We start from the raw sequence: 16,585 nt of genomic DNA on the forward strand, positions 1-16,585 counted from the left end.
CTGGAACTTATTCAAGTTCCAGGCTCACATTTCTTTTTATTTTCACTCGATAGATTACAATGGCGATAACGACGAGAATGGTATACACGATAAACACATTCCGATAGATAGCATCTAACGCCATTCCTTGCTGTCCCTCAATTAAGAGTCCAGCAACCGCTACACCGAGCGCGCCACCGAAAAATTGCACAAGCTGAAGCATACCCATTCCAGATCCTACTTCATCCTCGCTTAAGATTCTAGAGTTTTCATTAGCCAAGCTTGAAGTTAAGCTAGAAAATCCGATACTCGTAAACATGTAAAAGATTGCTGTCAGATAGAATGCCTTTGTCGCAAAAAGAGAAAACATCACGACGGACAACAACAGTGCTACAAGTCCCGTTCGCATCACAGGCAGATTTCCAAACTTATCGATCCAGCGTCCGACGTAAATAGCCGCTAGCGCGGAAAGCATGGCACCCGGAAAGATAACAAACCCAATCGTAGCTGGTTCTTTTCCGAATAAGTTTGACAACATGACGGGCATTACGAACAACAGGGCAAAATGGGTCATGAACGCGATCAGTCCGATGATTAAGAGCGACACATACAGCGTGTTCTTAAACAAACTCACACGAATGAACGGATCTTCCTTTTTCTTTGAATAGAATACAAGGGTGACAAAGAATAGTACACTTAACCCCAACAAGTACCATGAAAACGAAGAAAGATAGAGTAATAACGAAGTTACGCCACCACCTGTTAACAGTGCACCCACAAAGTCGAACGACCCTTCCCTTTTTTGTTCTACAGGAAGATAAACCTTAAATACTGGCAGCAACAGCAGCACGAGACCTGTTACGATGAATAAAAAATTCCATCCTAACAACTGTGTGATACCGCCTCCGATAACAGGTCCTAACCCGAAGCCAAGAGATGCCGCTGATGAGATCAACGACATAGCACGTCCTCGTCTTGAAATCGGAATATATCTTGTGGCAAGCACCATGCCTAGCCCTGGAACTGCACCCGCTCCCATTGCCTGAACCATACGACTGACCAATACAAACTCAAAACTATTTGAAAAATAACCGATGATAGAGGCGATTCCTAAGATGATCACACCTGTAAATAACAACCTTCCAATCGGTATAAAATCTGACAATCTACTGAATGTGATCGTCGATAAGGCAAACACGATCGAATAGCCTGAAACAATCCATGATCCTGCAGTAGGACTTAGATCAAACTCCGAGATAACACTCGGCAATGCTACATTAAACATCGTCGTGTTCATGACCACAAGCCATACTGTTAGGCTCCATAATGGAATGATTCGGTTCTCCTGAATCGTTCCATACCCTTCCTCTTTAGCCATTCGTTCACCTTCTTTCTCTAATGCTGTTTTCGTATTCATTGTTGCTTTGATAGCAGTTAATTTCCGTTCCAGGTTGCTCGCTTTCCGCGGGGCAGGCGGTGAGCCACATTTATACGTTTCACTTTTAAGTGTCTCACCTGCCCGCCTGTCCCGCAGGAGTCTCACACCTTCCACTCCAATCAACTTCTCAAAGAAGCGTATGAAAAACAAAGATATTAAAGCAAAATTCTTTTAGAGAACAGCCTTCTCTAAAAACAATATTCCCATCTTATCATGGGTCTATAGAATTAGCGTTACGTTTTGCTCAAAAATATTTCAGGTCAAAAGACCATCTCTTCATTTACCAAAATAAGTACTTATTAACTGTTTTTACCATACATTCAAGGAATTAAAACACACCTATAGAATTATTACCTTGATATTAAAAATAAGGGGTGTACGCTTGAATGAAAAGTTTTTTACGTAAAACATCTAGTTTCACTTTAGCCTGCTCATTTGTTTTTTCTGCTTTTTCTGGTGTATCTGCTGCTCCATCTGCGAACAATTCCGAGCCAGAACTAGCACCGCTTTATGGGAAGTACGATTTAAACTCTTCTCATGTTACAAAAGTAATGGTTGAATTAAAAGAACCTTCTGTACTAGAAGCAAAAAAGAAGGGTCAAAAACAAACAAAATCCAATTTAAAATCCAAACGTGAAGCAGTGGTGAAAGAAATCTCCACACGCTCCAAAACATATAAAGTAAAGAATGAGTATGATCATGTTTTCTCAGGGTTTGCTCTAGAGATCGCAGCAAACGAAATCCCAAACCTTTTATCAACGCCTGGTGTAAAAGCCGTTTATCCGGATGTTGAATACACCACAACAGGTGATGACATGGGTGATCAATCATTCGATGATGTTTCCCCTCAAATGATGAATTCAGCGCCTTTTATCGGTACTAATCAAGCTTGGGAGTCTGGCTACACAGGCGAAGGTGTGACGGTTGCTGTTATTGATACGGGGGTTGACTATACACACCCAGATTTGGATCAAGCATTCGGTGACTATAAAGGATATGACTTTGTTGATAATGACAACGATCCACAAGAAACGCCTAAAGGCGATCCGAGAGGAGCGGAAACGACACACGGTACTCACGTAGCGGGTACAGTTGCAGCAGATGGCGGCATTAAAGGGGTAGCACCTGATGCCACATTATTAGCGTACCGCGTATTAGGACCTGGAGGCAGCGGCTCGACTGAGAACGTAATTGCCGGGGTTGAAAAAGCGGTAGAAGACGGCGCAGATGTTATGAACTTATCTCTTGGAAACTCGCTAAACAACCCTGACTGGGCAACGAGTATAGCGCTTGATCAAGCGATGTCTGACGGCGTTGTAGCAGTAACGTCTAACGGAAACAGCGGACCAAACAACTGGACGGTCGGCTCACCGGGTACGTCTAGAGAAGCGATTTCTGTTGGAGCTACACAGCTTCCATATAACGTATATGCAGCTACTGTAAAAGCAGGAAATGCTAGTTTTTCATCCGCAAAAGTAATGGGCTTTCCGTCTGAAGAATCCGTTTTAGCACTTAACGGAAAAACGTTGCCGATCGTCGATGTTGGCTTAGCCGGAACAGCTGACTTTGCAGGAAAAGATGTAGCAGGAAAGCTCGTTTTAGCACAACGCGGTACGTATGCGTTTGTAGATAAAGCAACGAATGCGAAGAACGCTGGCGCCATCGGAATGGTCATCTACAACAATGTTGCGGGCGAGATCGTAGATGTGCCTGGAATGGCAGTTCCAACCATCAAGCTAACGAATGCTGAGGGCGTTCAACTTAAAAGCTTATTAAGTTCTAACCCAAACACAACGGTAACACTTGGCACCAAGTTTGATAAACAGGTCGGTGAATTGATGGCTGACTTCTCCTCCCGAGGTCCTGTAATGGATACGTGGATGATCAAACCAGATGTTTCGGCACCTGGTGTAAACATAGTGAGTACTGTACCGACTCATGACCCTGCAAATCCGCATGGTTACGGAGCGAAGCAAGGAACAAGTATGGCCTCTCCACACGTTGCAGGTGCTGCCGCTCTTTTATTAGAAGCACATCCTGAATGGGGTGTTGACGATATTAAAGCCGCTCTTATGAATACAGCGAAAGATCTATTCGATGCTAGCGGAAAGTTATATCCTCATAATACACAAGGTGCAGGAAGCATCCGTGTCGTTGAAGCGATCGAAACAGAAACACTCGTATCTCCTGGCAGCCATTCATTTGGCGTTTTCTCCAAAAAGAAAGGCAAGGAAGTTAGAGGCGAGCACTTTACGATTAAGAATTTAAGCAACAAGTCAAAAGACTATTCTTTTGATGTAGATCTTGAAGGCGTAAAAGTAACAACAAGCAAGAATTTGAAGATCAAAGGAAATAGCTCAAAAGATGTTAAGTTTAATGTACAAGTGGACGCTTCTAAGTTGGCAGCTGGCTACCATGAAGGAACGATTACCATCAGTGACGGAAGCAACGAAGTAGTCGTGCCGACGATTCTTTTCATACAGGAGCCTGACTTCCCTTCCATCACGAGCATCAGTGCTACAGCACTAGGAAATAATGCATTCACATTTTCGGCATACTTCCCTGCCGAAGCCGACAAAGTCGATCTGTTTCTATACGACAGCAACTTGACGAAAGAGATCGGTCTAATCGGCAGCTATGAAGATGTTCCGAAGCAATATAACGATTTTCAATGGGACGGTAAGATCGCTGGACAAGCCGTTACACCAGGAAAATATCGCGTTGTCGCATTCGCTGAAAGAGGCGATAAGCTCGACAGTCGTTACACGGATGTGATTACGCTTCAATAAAAGAGATCCCTTACCGAGTTTTCGGTAAGGGTTTTTTTATCGTTATCATGAAATGGTATGATAGTAAGAGAATAATCAGGAGGATCAATTATGAAACTATGCGTACTAGGTGCGACCGGAAGAGTGGGACAATATTTTACTAAAATGGCGTTAGAGAATGAAATAGCTGTTCAAGCATTGATTCGTAACCCAGATAAGTTTCCAGAAACCATTTTAAATCAGATCTCTTATAATAAAGGAGATGTAGTAGATAAGGAATCCGTGGCTGAGGCGATGAAAGGCTGTGATGTCGTTTTTAGTGCTCTTTCAACAGACGGAGCTAGTGTGCTTTCTGAGGGTATGCCCATTGTTATTGAAGCGATGAAAAAAGAAAAGATTTCGCGCATCATCACGATCAGTACGGCAGGTATCTTACAAAGCCGCACAGAGCCTCATCTACTTCGCTACCAATCATCCGAATCAAAGCGTAAATTAACAAGAGCAGCAGAGGAGCATCATAAAGCGTTCACTCAGCTGCAAGAAAGCGGACTGGATTGGACCATTGTATGTCCCACATACCTACCAGACGGGGAACCTACCGGCACGTATCGAACGGAAAAAGATGTTTTACCGATCGACGGTTCTAAGATTAGTACTGGCGACACGGCTCATTTTGCGTTTTCTCTTTTAAGTAAAAATGATTTCTCACAGTCACGAGTAGGCATCGCGTATTAAAGCCTTCGAGGCATCTCTTGAAAAAAATAAACACCAAGACCTAAGAAACCTACTCCAATAAAGAAGATGAAAAACTTGATCAGCCATTTCGGAAATCGGCCTACTAGCTTATCTATAAATGCAACAAAGATAAACTCTACAAGAGCACCGAAAAACGTTTCTGACACACGTCCACCTTTGTAGTTCGCATCATAGCGCTTCTTGTGTTCGACTACTTCTTTTTGATAACGGATGCCATAAACGATAACAGCGATTCCGAATCCGCTCAGCACGACAGGTATGATCCAAAACCAACTCATCTCTCATTTCCTCTCGCTACAGAAAAGACTTTTGCTGTTCCCTATGATCAGCAAAAGTCTCCTGTTTTTTTATGAATAATACGGCGCGATCATCAAATAAACAATAACACCTGTCAAACTTACATATAACCACAGCGGCATCGTCCAACGCGCAATTTTACGGTGCTTCTCTACTTGCATATTAAAGCCTCTCGTAACTGTGATCAGCGCTAAAGGTACGATAACGATCGCAAGCAAGATGTGTGTGATCAAGATAAAGAAATACACATACTTAAGTGGGCCTTCACCGCCATAAGACGTAGACTCAGTAAGATAGTGATACGTTACATACGACAGCAGAAAGAACGTTGTACTCGTAAATGCCGCCAAAATAAAGCGCTTATGAAGCGTGATGTTCTTTTGTTTCACAAAATAAAGAGCAGCAAGCAAAAATACGAAAGTAAAGCTGTTAAAGATTGCGTTCAAACGCGGCAGCAACGTTACATCAAAAGCAATTTCTCCCTCATACTCTGGCAGGAAGAACAATACCGCAACAAGTACGTTGATCGCGATGGATAGTCCTATAATTAGCGGTGTATAGTTACGCTGTTTCGTTTCAGCCATTTGGTATTACTCCTTTTCCACTAAAAGTCTTTAAAACTTCTAAGATTCCTTATTATTTTACCACTCTAGACCCTATTCACAAACATATAGGCAACTGAAAACAGCATTCCCCATACAAGTGTCAATAATTCTTCAAAAAATGAAGAACTTAGCAAGAATACACCCTGGGGTATTTCCAGGTATGGATGAAGATTAATCCAGAAGTTTGCGTCATCAATCCACAAGTTTTCGCGTTGAATCCACGAGTTTCATGCCTGATTCCAAAAGTTTTGGCGTTTTATCCACGAGATGTCATTTGTCGACATTTTCTGCAACAGGTATACCCCCTGCCCATGTCCCATCGGTCCACACAAAAGAAAAACCGGCATACGGCCGGTTCTCCTCATCTATCACCTAAATCCATCTAAGCTTTCGCAAATTGCTCCTCATCCACTGTCGCAATAAACTTCTCTACTTCGCCAACAACAGATGCTACACATCCTTTTTCAAAAGGAGAGATCAAGCCAGCTTCTTCAACAAGCTTTGTAAAAGGTAAGCTCCCTCCCTTTTGACAAAGAGCAAAATAATCTTCCCATGCACGCTCAGAGTTCTCACCAGCACGTTTCCAAAACTGAAGAGCACAGATCTGAGCAAGCGTGTAATCAATATAATAGAAAGGCGAGCGGAAGATGTGACCTTGTCTATGCCAAAAACCACCGTTTTCCAAGTACTCTAACCCATCATAATCACGATGTGGCAAGTATGTTTTCTCAAGTTCTCTCCACTTCGAACGACGGTCTGATGGCGTTGCATCTGGGTTGTCGTATACAAAGTGCTGAAACTCATCAACGGCAACACCGTAAGGGATGAACTCTATAGCACCCGTTAAGTGAGAGTATAAATATTTTTCTGTGTCCTTCCCAAACAGCTTATCCATCCAAGGATACGTTAAAAACTCCATACTCATCGAATGGATCTCACAAGCTTCTAGTGTAGGGAACTGGTATTCAGGCACTTCGAACCCTCTGCTCGTATACATCTGGAACGCATGACCGATCTCATGCAGCAGCACGCGAACATCGTTATCTGACCCATTGAAATTTGTAAAGATGAACGGCGCCGTATAATCCTGTAGATATGTGCAATACCCTCCAGGTGCTTTACCACTTTTACTTTCAAGGTCCATGAGCTCATCTTCTGCCATATAGTTGAAGAACGCTCCCGTTTCTTGTGAAAGACCACTGAACACTTGTTTCGACTGATTTACGATCCACTCTGCATCTCCTTGAGGCTTAGGATTGCCTGTTGTAAAGCTGAACGGCTCATCGTAAAACTTAAACTCATGAAGTCCGATGCGCTTTTGCTGACGTTTCTTTAATTTTGTACAAAGTGGAACAATAATTTCTTTGACTTGTTCGCGAAAAACCTTTACATCTGCCGCGTTGTAATCTGTTCTTCCCATACGGTCATACGCCAATTCTGTAAACGTAGAGTACCCTAACTTTTTAGCGATTCCAGTTCGTAGCTTCACGAGCTCATCGTAGATCGAGTCAAACTTTTCTTGGTTTGAACTCAAGAAAGCGTTCGCGGCCTTGCTCGCCGCTTTTCTCGTTTCACGATTCTCAGATTGAACGTATGGAGAGAGTTGTGCTAGGTTCAGCTCATTTCCGTCAAACTCGATCTTTGCTGATGCCATCACTTTCACGTACTCTGAACTCAATTTGTTTTCTTGCTTAAGATCCTCTAATACATCTTCAGAATAGGTTTGCACTTTTAATTCTGCCAAGCGGAACAGCTGACTACCCCACTTACTTTCAAGCTCGTCTTTAAAAGGTGATTGAACAAGCGCTTCATGAAACGCTGTAACCATACCTTGATAGACTGGCAGATTTTCATCCATGAATGCTTGCTCTTCCTTATAATAGGTATCTTCTGTATTAATCGTGTGGCGAATCTTCGCCAGTCTTGCTTTTGATTCAAAACTGTTACGAAGCGCTACGACCTTTTTCATCGCTTCATTCTGCTCATCCGCCGAACTTGCGTCTTTAAAGATCTGTACAGCTTCTTCAAATTCACTTTTTAGGCTTGCAACATCAGGTCTTTCATATGTAAATTCACTAAATTTCATTCAAAAAGCCTCCCATTCATTTACATTCCATTCCTGTATTACCAATTCTACAATCCATTGCTTTTCTCCTGTAATCTCCTTCCCTTTTTCGGTAGAATGTAAGCAGAGAAACTAATGGCGGGAGACAATTGCTATGAAGAGCTTTCAATCTGATCCTTTTAAAGGAACTTTCGGCAGTCTTGAAAATTTAGCAGACAAGATCAGCGACGTTTTGTCCTGCCCTGTAACGATAGAAGATCAGAATCACCGACTCCTTGCTTACAGTACACATGAGGATGGAACAGATCCTGCGCGCATCGCGACTATTATCGGGCGGCGCGTACCCGAAAAAGTAGTGAACAGTCTATGGAAAGACGGCGTGATTCCTAGATTGCAAGAGAGCGATGACCCTGTTCGTGTCGGCACGATACAAAACGTCGGGCTTGGTGATCGAGTTGCGGTATCTATTCGGAAAAACAATGAAGTACTCGGTTATATCTGGGTTCTTGAAGTGGAAAAACAACTATCAACAGAGGATATGCAGTTATTAAAGCTCGCTGCTGCTTCAGCAAAAAGCCAACTACTTCAGATGCAGATCGGGACAAAAAAGAAACAAGAAAACCGGCAAGAGCTTTTCTGGAAGATGCTTACGGGCAACCTTCCTCAAGAAGAGCATATTTTAGAGAAGCTTCACGAACTCAACATATTACCTGTCCTACCAGCAACTGTTTTTATTCTCCAGCTAGAAGAAGAGATCACATCAGCTATCGAAAAAGATATTTTGTATCTTGCTGCGGTCAACCAGAAGATCAACGTTCTCTTATCTGCGGCAGACGCGAATCAGATGCTGCTACTCGCCTCACCTGTTGGTAAGGAACCGCCTTTAGAACTCGCGAAGTCCTTTGTAGAGTCCTTTTTTACACATATGAAAGAGCGCTTTTCTGTGTCAGATATAAAAGCAGCTTATGGCAGTCTCGTATCCTCTTTTTCAAACGTGGAAAAAAGCTATAAAGAGGCTTCGAGTGTACTAGCTGTTCAGGAAAAGCTCGGCGGAGAAACGTTGGCCTTGAACGGCTATCATGAACTTGGCATATACCAATTTTTAGATACCATTTATGAAAAACAACAAAGGCAGAACTATCACAATGAAATGATCAGAACGCTTCAAACCTATGATGCTCAGCACAAGACAGAGCTTTATCACACGTTGGAAACGTATCTGACGTTAGATGAGAACCTGAATAAAGCATCAGAAGTGCTTCATATTCATATGAACACTTTACTTTATCGTTTAAAACGGATCAGCGAGTTAACGAATATTGATATGAAGAGCCCACATCAGAAAATCATGATCTATCTTGATTTCAAGATGAATCGCTTATTCAAACAAGAGCGTTTGTGAATTATCACAAATGCTTTTTTTCATTTTCTAGATTCCCCACAATGAAAAGCTGAATCCCTCGAACTATACTGAAATCACAATTGAAAACGCACTCAAAGAGTTTACTTATATAGGAGGATTCACAAATGATTATTGGAGTTCCAGCAGAAATTAAAAATAATGAAAACCGCGTAGCGATTACCCCATCAGGTGTTATTACACTAACAGCAGCAGGTCACAAAGTACTTGTAGAGAACAATGCAGGTGTTGGCAGCGGATTTACGAACGAAGATTATGCGGCAGCAGGCGCTGAAATCGTAGCTGAAGCACAAGACGCTTGGTCTGCAGAAATGGTTATGAAGGTTAAAGAACCTTTAGCATCTGAGTACAAATTTTTCCGTTCAGATCTTATCCTTTTCACATACTTACACTTAGCTGCAGAACCAGCATTAGCAAAAGCACTAACAGAGAGCGGCGTTACAGCGATCGCTTACGAAACGGTAGAATTCAACCGTACACTTCCTCTATTAACGCCAATGAGTGAAGTAGCAGGACGTATGTCTGCACAGATCGGTGCTCAGTTCCTTGAGAAGCCTAAAGGCGGAAAAGGAATTCTTCTAGCAGGTGTACCAGGAGTACGTCGCGGTAAAGTAACGATCATCGGTGGCGGTGTTGTAGGTACGAACGCAGCAAAAGTGGCGATCGGACTTGGCGCTGACGTTACAATCATCGACCTTAGCCCAGATCGTCTTCGTCAACTTGATGACATCTTCGGTAACAGCATCCAAACATTAATGTCTAATCCATTAAACATTGCACAAGCTGTAGCTGAATCTGATCTAGTAATCGGAGCTGTACTCATTCCAGGAGCAAAAGCACCTAAATTAGTTACAGAAGAAATGATCAAGTCTATGACTCCAGGATCTGTAGTTGTTGACGTTGCGATCGACCAAGGTGGTATCTTTGAAACGGTTGACCGTATCACAACACATGACAACCCAACATACGACAAGCACGGAGTCGTTCACTATGCAGTAGCAAACATGCCTGGTGCTGTGCCTCGTACGTCTACGATCGCACTTACAAACGTAACGGTTCCATATGCACTACAAATCGCTAACAAAGGCGCACAAGCTGCAATCGCTCAAAATCCATCCTTAAAAGCGGGTCTTAACACAGCTGGTGGTTTCGTAACTTATGAAGCAGTTGCAACTGACCTTGGTTATGACTATGTTTCAGCTGAAGTTGCATTAGAAAAAGCAGTTCAAACGGTATAATCGATTGCATGATAGAAGCTAGCCTCAGAAATTTGAGCGCTAGCTTCTTTTTTGTGTATTCCTCATGTACATTTTCAGCATCTGTTCATTTTAGGCAGACGCAAATCTTATGTTATAAGGTACTTACACTTTTATACGAGGTAAACAGCAATACTTTCGTATATAACAGATTTATATCCGTACATAAATTTTTTTATCCGATTTTTCGCCAAACTAATCATCGCCCACAACATAATAACCACACAATTAACAGTCTAAATAGCACTTTTTCCCCAGTTGTTTACACAATCTTAATATTCTCATAATCTTTTCAAAATATTATCGGCGTATAATTCCTCACTGTAAGACAACTCGAAACAACAGGAGGCAATTATGACTATTTCAAAAAAAGTACTATCTGTTGCAGTGGCAGGAACACTTGCCATTAGTGGTTTAGCTATAAATCAAGCATCGGCTGATGAAAAGCATAAAAAGAATGAGATCAAAAACGTGATCTTTTTAATAGGTGATGGAATGGGGCCAACTTACACGACCGCATATCGCGCTTTTAAAGATAATCCAAAAACACCGATGATGGAAGAAACAAAATTCGATGACTATTTAGTGGGTATGCAATCTACTTATTCACACGATAAAAAAGAAAGTGTAACTGATTCAGCTGCTGCTGCCACATCAATGTCTGCAGGAATCAAGACTTATAACGGTGCTATTGCTGTTGATATGGAAAAACAAGATGTAAAAACCGTTCTAGAGCAAGCGAAACAAAATGGCAAGTCAACCGGATTAGTGGCAACATCGCAAATCAACCATGCAACACCGGCAGCTTTCGGTGCACATGATGAGTCACGTGAAAATTACAACCAAATCGCTGATGATTATTACGATGATATGGTGAATGGAAAGCATAAAGTAGACGTTATACTTGGCGGTGGTACTAGCTATTTTGAGCGTAAAGACCGCAACATCACAGATGAATTTAAGAAAGACGGCTACTCTTATGTAACGAACAAGGATCAGATGCTTAAAGATGACAATGAACAGATTCTTGGACTGTTTGCTCCAAAAGAACTTGATAAAAAAATAGATCGCCCACAAGAACAGCCTTCTTTAAAAGAAATGACGAACTCTGCATTAGACCGCTTGAACAAGAATGACAAAGGTTTCTTCTTGATGGTAGAAGGAAGCCAGATCGACTGGGCTGGTCACGACAATGATGTAGTTGCCGGAATGAGCGAAATGGAAGACTTTGAACAAGCGTTCCAATCGGCCATTGAATTTGCTAAAAAGGACAAGCATACTCTTGTCATCACAACAGCTGACCACTCAACTGGTGGAATGACAATGGGCCGTGATGGAGATTACAAATGGGATCCTTCTGCTATAAAAGCAGCAAAAAAAACGCCTGACTATATCGCAAAACAAATTGCCAATGGAGCACCTGTAGAAGAAACATTAAAGAAATATATCGATCTTGAATTAACACCTGAAGAAGTTCAGTCTGTTAAGGATGCAAAAGAAAAAAGCGGTGATGTATTAGAAATCGATAACGCCATCGAAAAAATCTTTGATCTACGCACAGGTACGGGTTGGACGACAGACGGACATACAGGTGAAGATGTAAACGTCTATGCATATGGTTCAGGTATGGAGAAATTCTCTGGCAAGATCGACAATACAGACACAGCTAAAGAGATTTTTTCAATCTTAGAAAAAAGTAAATCTTCTTTCGGAAAATAAATTTAGTACAATTAGGTCAATCTAACCAAAAAAGCATCCCGTTCCTCTACGGGGTGCTTATCTTTTAGGAGGTGCATCCATGCCTTTAAAAGGTTGGATCATGCTGATTCTGTCGGCTGCGCTCGTAACAGGCTGCGCGTCAGAATCGGATAAGAAAAAGGATACCCATGAAAACCATCAGCAGCATGAATCAAATAAAGCGGAAACTGAAAATCAGACAGAAAAACAAACCTATACCGATAGCTCTCAAGCTTCAGATGATACAAACTTAACCGAAATCAATAAAAAAGTGGAAGACCAAGATGGGTCTATAACGTTAAAGAAATATGCAAAAGTTAATAAACAACTGCAGTCTGATTCAATTGCGCTTACAATCGATGAAGTGAAGGTGTTACACTATGCACCGTCTGTAGATCTGATCGATTTCTTTCATGGTTATACAAAACAAGATGAATTTCCTTATGTACGAGTTAACGTAAAAATCTCTAATAATGGTAAGGAAAGTGTTCATTTCAATCCAATCGCTCAAATCAAAACCGATCAAGGGGAAACCGTAACGTGGAAAGAGGACTTTTACCTGGAGGAACTAAACGGAGAGATTAAACCCGGAGAAGAAAAGATGGGCAGCTTAGGATTTATACTAAACAAAACCAATGTTGAAAACTTAAAAACAATCACCATAACTTCTAGTGAAGTGGTAGATGATCAGAAAAAATCTATCTCAGATCCTCTAACTCTCACTGTTGATTTATAGACTATAAAAAACATCCATGCAGGCAGTCCTGCATGGATACTTTATTTTCCGGGAAATTCTTGTCGAATTTTAGCAGATAACGAATAGAAAATATAATTTACAGAAGTCCTTCCTTCTTCAAGAAATCTTCCGCTACTTTCTTAGGTGATTCTCCACCTACATTCACTTTATAATTCATCTCCCGCATTTCATCATCTGTAATTTTTCCTGCTAGCTTATCCAACGCATCCTTTAGTTCTGGGTACTTCTCTACCGTTTCTTTACGAAGCATCGGTGCACCTTGGTACGGAGGAAACAGCTTTTTATCGTCTTCTAAAACAGTAAGCTTATATTGACGCAGTTCGCTGTCTGTAGAATAGGCATCTACAACATCGATCTCACCTTTTTTCACCGCGTTATATCTTAGCTTCGGTTCCATCGTTCTCACATTTGCAAACTTAATATCGTATAGCTTTTGGATGCCTTTATAGCCATCTTCTCTATCCGAAAATTCTAGCGTAAAGCCTGCATTTAAGCTTTGGCTGACACTCTTCAAATCCGAAATCGTCTTTAAGTTATACTCTTTTGCTAACTGTTCAGGAACAGCAAGCGCATACGTATTGTTATATGCCATCGGCTGTAATAGTTGCATGTCGAACTTACTTTCCATCCCGCTACGAGCTTGTTCATATACTTTATCGCTATCTGTACTTGTTGCGTTCTCTTTTAAAAACTCTGCGATCGCAGTTCCTGTAAATTCCGGATAGATGTCTATACTTCCAGATTTCAATGCATTAAAGACAAAGGAAGTCTTACCCAGTCCTGGCTTAAGCTCAACATTTAAATCCGTTTCTTCCTCAATTAAAAGCTTGTACATATTGATTAAGATCTCCGGCTCAGAGCCTAACTTTCCACCGATCACAATATCTTCTTGCCCGCCTTTCATCGCGAAAGGAACAAGGATGATGAGTAGAGCCGCTATCAGGAATGCACTTACGGTTGTTAATGCTCGTTTAAATGACAACAGTTCGAATCTTCTGAGCAGGAAATCAAATAAGATCGCAAGCAATGCGGCAGGGACTGCTCCAAGCACGATCAACATCGTGTTATTGCGATCAATTCCTAGCAAGATGATATCACCAAGACCGCCTGCTCCGATCAAAGCTGCGAGCGTAGCCGTTCCAATGATTAAGACCATAGACGTCCGAATTCCAGCCATTATTACGGGCATTGCTAAAGGAAGTTCAACTTTCATCAATCTTTTCCTCGTGTTCATTCCCATCGCTCGCGCCGCTTCAATTAACGAAGAATCGACTTCTTTTATTCCCGTATATGTGTTTCTTAAAATCGGAAGCAGAGCATAAACAACAAGAGCGATAATCGCAGGGACCTTCCCAATCCCAAACAGCGGAATCAAAAGTCCTAAAAGAGCAAGTGACGGGATAGTCTGCAACACAGCCGTCACTCCGATAATCGGTTCAGCCACTCTTGGTTTTTTCGTTAGATAGATACCTAGAGGGATTGTGATGACCACAGCAAATAGAAGAGCGATAAACGAAATTTGAATGTGCTCAATCAGTGCACTTGCAAGTTCACCTTTTCGATCTTGAAATACTTGCATGAAATTATTCATCTCTGCTACCTCTTTCCTGCAAGTGATCTGCAAGATATTGAATAACAGCTTGTCTGTTCAGCGTTCCGATAATCGCACCATGATCTTCAACCGTCACTTCATTTTCACGGGTTAAGATATCGAGTGCCTCTTTCATACTTGTTTCTACTGAAATAGAAGCTAATTGATAATCCAAACCAATTTCATCTGCTTTCAATGGAACAACAAGCTTTCGAAGATCCATATTTTCAACAGAGCTTGCACTTTCTGTTCCTACGAAATTTCTTACAAAATCATCTGCGGGATTTTCAAGTAGCTCTTTTGGCGTTCCAACCTGTACGATAGACCCTTCATTCATCACACAGATCCGGTCTCCAAGTTTCAAAGCTTCTTTCATGTCATGTGTTACAAAAACAATGGTCTTTTTAATATCTCTTTGAAGCTCAAAAAGATCTTCCTGCAATTTTTCTCTGCTAATTGGGTCCAGTGCACTAAAAGGCTCATCCATAAGGATAATATTAGGATCCGCCGCTAACGCACGTACAACACCTACCCTCTGTTGCTGTCCGCCAGAAAGTTCCTTAGGCTTGCGATCTCGATACGTCTTTGGATCTAAGCCGACCATATCAAGAAGTTCATCCACTCTTTTACGAATTTTTTCTTTATCCCATCCTTTTAGCTCTGGAACGATGCTGATATTCTCCAGGATGGTCATATGAGGAAACAAAGCGATCTGCTGCAGCACATACCCGATATTCCAGCGTAATTCATCAATATTGTAATCACTAATTCTTTTGTTATCGATGGAAATCGTACCTTTCGTAAGACTGATCAGCCGGTTGATCATCTTAAGCATCGTCGTTTTTCCACAACCACTCGGGCCAATAACGACAAAAAATTCTCCTGGCTGTATCGTTAAATTTAAATCACGAACCGCAGACGTTCCATCTCGGTATTCTTTAGAAACATTATCAAAAGTAATCATACACCTGCTCCTTAGTGTGCTTTATCTATTACAAGCAGTATTTCCGTTTTTTCTATAATCAATAATCAATCTACCCTATGTATTGCACAAAGAAAGAGAATGTAAACTACTCGTGCACTACTTATTTAAGTCGTTTATTGATTAATTACAAAAACTGCCTTATAATGGGGAACTGTTGTGTTAAAAGTGTTTTCGCGGTTCGCAAACTCCCGCGTTATCAAAACTAGGAGGAATTTTTATGTTTAATTTTTATTTTGGTGTAGCTTTTGCACTGGTTAATTTTATATTGTTTTTAACGTGCTATAAGTGGTTTGGCCGTATGGGGTTGTTTGCTTGGATTGCAGCAGCTACCATTCTTGCTAACCTGCAAGTTGTTAAAACGATCGAGATGTTCGGGCTTGTAATGACTCTCGGTAATGTGATCTATGGAACGATCTATTTAGCAACAGATCTAATCAACGAGAAGTACGGGGAAAAAGAAGCGAAAAAAGCCGTTTGGTTCGGGTTCTTCACGCTCATTATGACGACGATTATCATGCAGATGGTGCTCGTGTTCCAACCGCACGAAAGTGACGTCTTCCAGCCGCATCTTGAAGCCATCTTTGGTTTTATGCCTCGCCTTGTGATAGGAAGTCTCGCTGCTTACTTGATCAGTCAGTACCTAGACGTTAAACTTTTTGCGAAACTGAAGAAAAAGTTCTCACGTCCTGACCAACTCTGGATTCGCAATAACGGAAGTACGATGGTGAGTCAGCTGATCGACACGGTTATCTTTTGTACGATTGCATTTGCTGGCGTGTTCTCATGGGATGTTTGGATTCAGATTTTCTTTACAACGTATGTGATCAAATTTGTTGTGTCAGCGGCTTCCACGCCGTTTATCTATATTGCAAGAAGCTTCCATCATCCAGAGGACCTTCAGAAACCAGGCGTTTAAATGCTCTTGAGAGTG

12 protein-coding genes and 1 pseudogene are annotated in these 16,585 nt (G+C 41.6%); 7 read left to right on the forward strand and 6 right to left on the reverse strand.

Annotation, left to right across the window (positions count from 1 at the left end; all coding sequences use genetic code 11):
* Nucleotides 1-7: 7 nt before the first annotated feature.
* On the reverse strand, nt 8-1,522 hold the full coding sequence (locus ABE65_RS20565; protein ID WP_231887834.1) for an MFS transporter: 1,515 nt from the start codon (nt 1,520-1,522) through the stop codon (nt 8-10).
* Between the two features lie 281 nt (nt 1,523-1,803).
* Here ABE65_RS20565 and ABE65_RS20570 point away from each other — a divergent pair, with 281 nt between their 5' ends.
* Entirely contained in the window at nt 1,804-4,206 is a 2,403-nt protein-coding gene (locus tag ABE65_RS20570; RefSeq protein ID WP_066399213.1) for a S8 family serine peptidase, read from the forward strand.
* A 90-nt stretch (nt 4,207-4,296) separates the two neighbouring features.
* Nucleotides 4,297-4,920 carry an NAD(P)-dependent oxidoreductase gene (locus ABE65_RS20575; RefSeq protein ID WP_066399216.1) on the forward strand — a complete coding sequence of 208 codons (624 nt, stop codon included), beginning with the start codon at nt 4,297-4,299 and terminating at the stop codon, nt 4,918-4,920.
* Here the strand turns inward: ABE65_RS20575 and ABE65_RS20580 are convergent.
* The 3 genes from ABE65_RS20580 to ABE65_RS20590 all read right to left on the reverse strand — a co-directional run bounded on the left by ABE65_RS20580 (nt 4,917) and on the right by ABE65_RS20590 (nt 7,929).
* Nucleotides 4,917-5,219, reverse strand: a complete 303-nt coding sequence (locus ABE65_RS20580) for a hypothetical protein (RefSeq protein ID WP_066399219.1) — start codon at nt 5,217-5,219, stop codon at nt 4,917-4,919. The two genes, ABE65_RS20575 and ABE65_RS20580, sit on opposite strands and share 4 nt — an antisense overlap.
* 69 nt (nt 5,220-5,288) lie before the next feature.
* Nucleotides 5,289-5,822 (reverse strand): DUF420 domain-containing protein, encoded by a 534-nt coding sequence (locus ABE65_RS20585; RefSeq protein ID WP_066399222.1) that lies wholly within the window; start codon nt 5,820-5,822, stop codon nt 5,289-5,291.
* A gap of 403 nt (nt 5,823-6,225) precedes the next feature.
* Nucleotides 6,226-7,929: a M3 family oligoendopeptidase gene (locus ABE65_RS20590; RefSeq protein ID WP_066399224.1), complete on the reverse strand. Its 1,704-nt coding sequence runs from the start codon at nt 7,927-7,929 to the stop codon at nt 6,226-6,228.
* A gap of 133 nt (nt 7,930-8,062) precedes the next feature.
* Here ABE65_RS20590 and ABE65_RS20595 point away from each other — a divergent pair, with 133 nt between their 5' ends.
* From ABE65_RS20595 to ABE65_RS20610, 4 genes are all read left to right on the forward strand, one after another.
* The gene (locus tag ABE65_RS20595) at nt 8,063-9,310 is read left to right on the forward strand and encodes a PucR family transcriptional regulator (RefSeq protein ID WP_066399226.1); all 1,248 of its coding nucleotides are present in this window, start codon (nt 8,063-8,065) and stop codon (nt 9,308-9,310) included.
* Between the two features lie 125 nt (nt 9,311-9,435).
* Nucleotides 9,436-10,566, forward strand: coding sequence for an alanine dehydrogenase (gene ald / locus ABE65_RS20600; RefSeq protein WP_066399231.1), 1,131 nt, complete (start codon nt 9,436-9,438; stop codon nt 10,564-10,566).
* Between the two features lie 372 nt (nt 10,567-10,938).
* Entirely contained in the window at nt 10,939-12,303 is a 1,365-nt protein-coding gene (locus ABE65_RS20605) for an alkaline phosphatase (protein ID WP_066399233.1), read from the forward strand.
* A 79-nt stretch (nt 12,304-12,382) separates the two neighbouring features.
* The gene (locus ABE65_RS20610) at nt 12,383-13,057 is read left to right on the forward strand and encodes a DUF4352 domain-containing protein (RefSeq protein WP_066399235.1); all 675 of its coding nucleotides are present in this window, start codon (nt 12,383-12,385) and stop codon (nt 13,055-13,057) included.
* A gap of 97 nt (nt 13,058-13,154) precedes the next feature.
* On the opposite strand, the gene opuFB is transcribed toward ABE65_RS20610, so the two are convergent.
* The gene (gene opuFB / locus ABE65_RS20615; RefSeq protein ID WP_066399237.1) at nt 13,155-14,669 is read right to left on the reverse strand and encodes an osmoprotectant update ABC transporter permease/substrate-binding subunit OpuFB; all 1,515 of its coding nucleotides are present in this window, start codon (nt 14,667-14,669) and stop codon (nt 13,155-13,157) included.
* Nucleotides 14,670-14,915: 246 nt separating this feature from the next.
* Nucleotides 14,916-15,633: pseudogene (locus ABE65_RS20620) on the reverse strand (ABC transporter ATP-binding protein); the annotation flags it as partial.
* A gap of 238 nt (nt 15,634-15,871) precedes the next feature.
* On the opposite strand from ABE65_RS20620, the gene ABE65_RS20625 reads away from it, so the two are divergent.
* Nucleotides 15,872-16,570: a queuosine precursor transporter gene (locus ABE65_RS20625; RefSeq protein WP_066399244.1), complete on the forward strand. Its 699-nt coding sequence runs from the start codon at nt 15,872-15,874 to the stop codon at nt 16,568-16,570.
* The last annotated feature ends 15 nt before the right edge of the window (nt 16,571-16,585 follow it).

The sequence above is a fragment of the Fictibacillus phosphorivorans genome, from assembly GCF_001629705.1.
Taxonomy (GTDB): Bacteria; Bacillota; Bacilli; order Bacillales; family Fictibacillaceae; genus Fictibacillus; species Fictibacillus phosphorivorans_A.

Bases quoted from the DNA above. Each gene is read 5' to 3' on its own strand.
- ABE65_RS20570 (WP_066399213.1), top strand. From the start codon at position 1,804: ATGAAAAGTTTTTTACGTAAAACATCTAGTTTCACTTTAGCCTGCTCA.
- ABE65_RS20575 (WP_066399216.1), top strand. From the start codon at position 4,297: ATGAAACTATGCGTACTAGGTGCGACCGGAAGAGTGGGACAATATTTT.
- ABE65_RS20580 (WP_066399219.1), bottom strand. From the start codon at position 5,219: ATGAGTTGGTTTTGGATCATACCTGTCGTGCTGAGCGGATTCGGAATC.
- ABE65_RS20585 (WP_066399222.1), bottom strand. From the start codon at position 5,822: ATGGCTGAAACGAAACAGCGTAACTATACACCGCTAATTATAGGACTA.
- ABE65_RS20590 (WP_066399224.1), bottom strand. From the start codon at position 7,929: ATGAAATTTAGTGAATTTACATATGAAAGACCTGATGTTGCAAGCCTA.
- ABE65_RS20595 (WP_066399226.1), top strand. From the start codon at position 8,063: ATGAAGAGCTTTCAATCTGATCCTTTTAAAGGAACTTTCGGCAGTCTT.
- ald (WP_066399231.1), top strand. From the start codon at position 9,436: ATGATTATTGGAGTTCCAGCAGAAATTAAAAATAATGAAAACCGCGTA.
- ABE65_RS20605 (WP_066399233.1), top strand. From the start codon at position 10,939: ATGACTATTTCAAAAAAAGTACTATCTGTTGCAGTGGCAGGAACACTT.
- ABE65_RS20610 (WP_066399235.1), top strand. From the start codon at position 12,383: ATGCCTTTAAAAGGTTGGATCATGCTGATTCTGTCGGCTGCGCTCGTA.
- opuFB (WP_066399237.1), bottom strand. From the start codon at position 14,669: ATGAATAATTTCATGCAAGTATTTCAAGATCGAAAAGGTGAACTTGCA.
- ABE65_RS20625 (WP_066399244.1), top strand. From the start codon at position 15,872: ATGTTTAATTTTTATTTTGGTGTAGCTTTTGCACTGGTTAATTTTATA.